The organism is Donghicola sp. (assembly GCF_025210255.1).
In the GTDB taxonomy this organism is placed as follows: domain Bacteria; phylum Pseudomonadota; class Alphaproteobacteria; order Rhodobacterales; family Rhodobacteraceae; genus Donghicola; species Donghicola eburneus.
Genome location: NZ_JAOARZ010000046.1, coordinates 1 through 3,716, shown reverse-complemented (window position 1 = coordinate 3,716; position 3,716 = coordinate 1). Strand labels below are relative to the sequence as shown.

Sequence of the window (3,716 nt, the reverse complement as noted above, 5' to 3'; positions counted from 1 at the left end):
CGTGACAGCTTGGCCAAGGTGCTTGGTGTTCCAGTAAATGATGATAGCGGCGAGCAGGTTCAGCCCGGCCATTCGGAAGTGCTGGCCTTGGGCTGTTCGATCACGGATTTCACCTTGGCGACCAATGCGCAGGGCGTTTTTCAGCGCATGATGCGCTTCGCCCTTATTCAGGCCGATTTGGGCACGGCGCTGCATGTCGGCATCCAGCAGCCAATCGAGGATGAACAGCGTCCGTTCGATCCGGCCGATTTCGCGCAATGCGACCGCAAGTTCATGCTGTCGGGGGTAGGATGCAAATTTCCGCAAAAGTTGGCTTGGGGCCATTGCGCCCGCCACCATCGTGGCCGCGCTGCGCAGTATATTTGGCCAGTTTGAGTTGATGACGGGTTCCCTGACCTTGCCGCCGATCAGGCCCTTCAGTTCTTTTGGGCAGGATGCTGGATCGAAGAGGTAAAGGCGCTTGGAAGGTAGATCCCGGATGCGGGGGATGAACTGAAAGCCCAGAAGGGCGGTGACGGCGAAGACGTGATCGGTGAAGCCGCCCGTGTCGGCATACTGTTCGCGGATGTTCTGACCTGCGTCTGTCATCAACAGGCCGTCCAGGATGTAAGGAGCCTCGTTCACCGTGGCCGGGATGGTCTGGGTGGCGAAAGGGCCGTACTGGTCGGAGACATGGGTATAGGCTTTTAGACCGGGTTCATGGCCGTATTTGGCGTTGATCAGGTTCATCGCCTCGCCATGGCGAGTGGTCGGGAAGAATTGCCCGTCGCTCGAAGCGGTCTGCCCTGCGCCCCAAAACTGGGCCATCGGCAAGGCAGATTGACCTTCGATCACCATGGCCAAGGCGCGTGCCATCGCATCGCTTTCCACATGCCAGCGCGACAAGCGCGAGAGCTGGAAATAATCATGGGTGTTCGTGGCCCCAGCCATTTTGCTGAGACCAAGGTTCAGCCCCTCAGCCAGCAGCACGTTCAACATGCCGACCCTGTCTTTGCATGGAACGCCGGTGCGCAGATGGGTGAAGGCCTCGGTAAAGCCGATCTCGTCATCCACTTCGAGCAGGAGGTCTGTGATCCTGATCTCCGGCAGGCGGTTGTAGAGATCGAGCACCATGGCATCTGCCTCTTCGGGGACAGCGGCCGTCAGACGGTCGATCTTGAGCACGCCATCTTCGATAGAACCTCCCGGAATGGCACCCGCCCTGGCGGCGCGGGCCAGTCGTTCCAAGCCATCTGCTAGGCGAGATTTTCGATCCGCGAGCCAGAGATCCGGTTCAAACGGCATGGCCAGTTTTGGCGTGGCCCTGGCAACTTCCGTCGAAACCAGCGCTTCCTTGAGATCACCATACCGGCGGGAATGTGCGAGCCAGATGTCGCCGGCACGGAATGCGTCGCGTAGGTGGCACAGGACCGCCACCTCCCAAAGCCGGTTCCCATCGTCGTGATTCAAGTGTCGATGCCATTTCGAAGCCCGGCGCAGAAAGGTCAGTGGCCGGGTAGTTGTCGTTTCCGTACCCGCGACGATGTCGGCGGCGGCAAGCAACGGCTCGGCCACCGGGGCTGCCTGAATATCGAGCGCCCGGAGCATGCGCGGCGCATAGCGTCGGAAGCGATGATACCCGTGAACAACATGTGCCAGTGGATCAGCCGCCAATGTGTCAGTCAGTTGGGCGGCGGTGGAAACAAGCCCCCTCAGCGATGACCAGCCTCCGGCGTTTTGGACGGCCTCCATCAGGGAGGCCTGATCTTCATGTGCTTCCAGCAGAGCTGATCCAAAATTTGATAAGCCCTGCAAGGTGTCTTTCAAAGCAGCCTTGGCGTCATCTGCCCGAGCATCGCATACGCGTTTCGCCTCACGCCACGTCTTCCCCACAATCCGATCATGGGTTTCGACCACTGCATCGGCAATGGCACTGCGCCATTCCAAAGCGCAAACTGCGAGGATGGCAAGGCGGCGGTCGCCTGAAATATCCCGCAGATCTCCTGCGAAATATCGTTCCCCTTGCCTTCGGAGGCGCGCGATACGGTGGGGTGGCACACCCGACAGGATGCTTCTGTCCACGGCCATGGCCTGCAAGAATTTCAACCGGTCGAGCAGCCGGTTCATGTCGGCCGAGTTCTGGCCCACCTCAAACTGGCGTAGCCAGACAAAGCGGCTGACAGAACCGTCCGCCGTTTCCGTCAGCAAGGCGTCAAGTCGACTGCACATCTCATCATCCAGCCGGTCGGCAATCCGAGCGTCGATCCGTCGCTCGGCAGCAACGAGTGCATCCGCGCAAAGGCGTTCGATAACCGTGATCCCCGGTAGTATGGTCTGGGTCGTCCGGCATTGCTCAACGAACCGCCGCGCCAAATCCTCATTCGATCGGGCGGTTTCGGCCTCGTTCTCAATCCAGACCTTCAGGTCGCGCGACCCTCGACCGGTGAACATCTTGTAGTCATAAAGATCCCGCAGGGCAGCCAAGTGTTCATGGCGCGTTTCTTCGCGGCTTGCATATCCCGCCAGATCGTCCGCATTCAGCCCAAGTTGCGCCGCCAGAAAACGCGTGACTTCCAGTGGAATGACCTCACCCGGGGTTAGCAAGCGACCGGGATAGCGCAACGCACAAAGCTGGAGAGCAAAGCCGAAACGATTGTGTGGGCGGCGACGGGCGCGGATGATTTCCAAGTCGTCGTCCGCCAAAGTGTAATGACGCAGCATCACGGTTCGATCAGTCGGAAGGTCAAAAAGTGCTGAGCGCTGCCGCTCGGTCAGGACGGTACGATGCGCCATGTATCTTTTGCTTTCTTATAATGGTTTGTTTATTGATGATTAAGATACTGAATAAGGAATTGTTTTGATGGCTGAAAGCATACTGCGTTCCAGAACACCTCAAACGAACGTTTGTGAAACATGCTGATCGGCTATGCACGGGTCTCAAAAGCCGACGGAAGCCAGTCCCTAGACCTGCAGCGGGATGCCTTGATCACAGCGAGCGTGGAAGAAGAACAGATTTACTCAGATCTGGCGTCGGGCAAGAAGGATGACCGATCCGGTCTGGAGGCCTGCCTCAAGGCATTGCGTGAGGGGGATGTGCTGGTCGTGTGGAAGCTCGACCGCTTGGGGCGCAGCCTCCACCACCTTGTCAAAACCGTCAGCATGCTGTCCGAGCGTGGCGTCGGCCTCAAGGTTCTAACCGGGCAAGGGGCGCAGATTGACACAACAACTGCGGCAGGCCGGCTTTCTTTCGGCATCTTTGCCGCTCTCGCCGAATTTGAAAGCGAGTTGATACGCGAACGCACAATGGCGGGGTTACAAGCCGCCCGCGCCCGTGGCCGGAAAGGTGGCAGGAAGTTTGCGCTGACAAAAGCGCAGGTCCGCATGGCTCAGGCAGCTATGGCCAGCCGCGACACATCGGTTTCAGAACTTTGTAAGGAATTGGGGGTCAAACCAGTCACACTCTACCGATATGTCGACCCGAACGGCAATCTGCGCGATTATGGGAAACGGGTTCTCACCGCTTAGCGTAGGATTCTGCACTCTCCGGCATCAGACCCCAATTGACTCCGTGTCTGCCTGCCTCTAAGTTTATGCGTTATTCGATGTTTGTTCGAATAACGAGCTCTAAAAGCAAGCCCGCTCCAGATAGCGGAGCCAGCACCACGTGGGTAGGGAGGATGTTGCCCCAATGATTTTCCAGAAACTGACCGCCGCAGCGCTCGGCGTTGCCATGCTTG

At 58.4% G+C, this 3,716-nt stretch carries 2 protein-coding genes; one reads left to right on the top strand and one right to left on the bottom strand.

Annotation, left to right across the window (positions count from 1 at the left end; genetic code table 11):
• Window positions 1-2,772: Tn3 family transposase (locus N4A58_RS20875; RefSeq protein ID WP_293713381.1), on the bottom strand; the 2,772-nt coding region annotated here is incomplete at its 3' end.
• A 120-nt stretch (window positions 2,773-2,892) separates the two neighbouring features.
• On the opposite strand from N4A58_RS20875, the gene N4A58_RS20870 reads away from it, so the two are divergent.
• Window positions 2,893-3,504 (top strand): recombinase family protein, encoded by a 612-nt coding sequence (locus N4A58_RS20870; RefSeq protein WP_068242705.1) that lies wholly within the window; start codon window positions 2,893-2,895, stop codon window positions 3,502-3,504.
• Window positions 3,505-3,716: the final 212 nt, after the last annotated feature.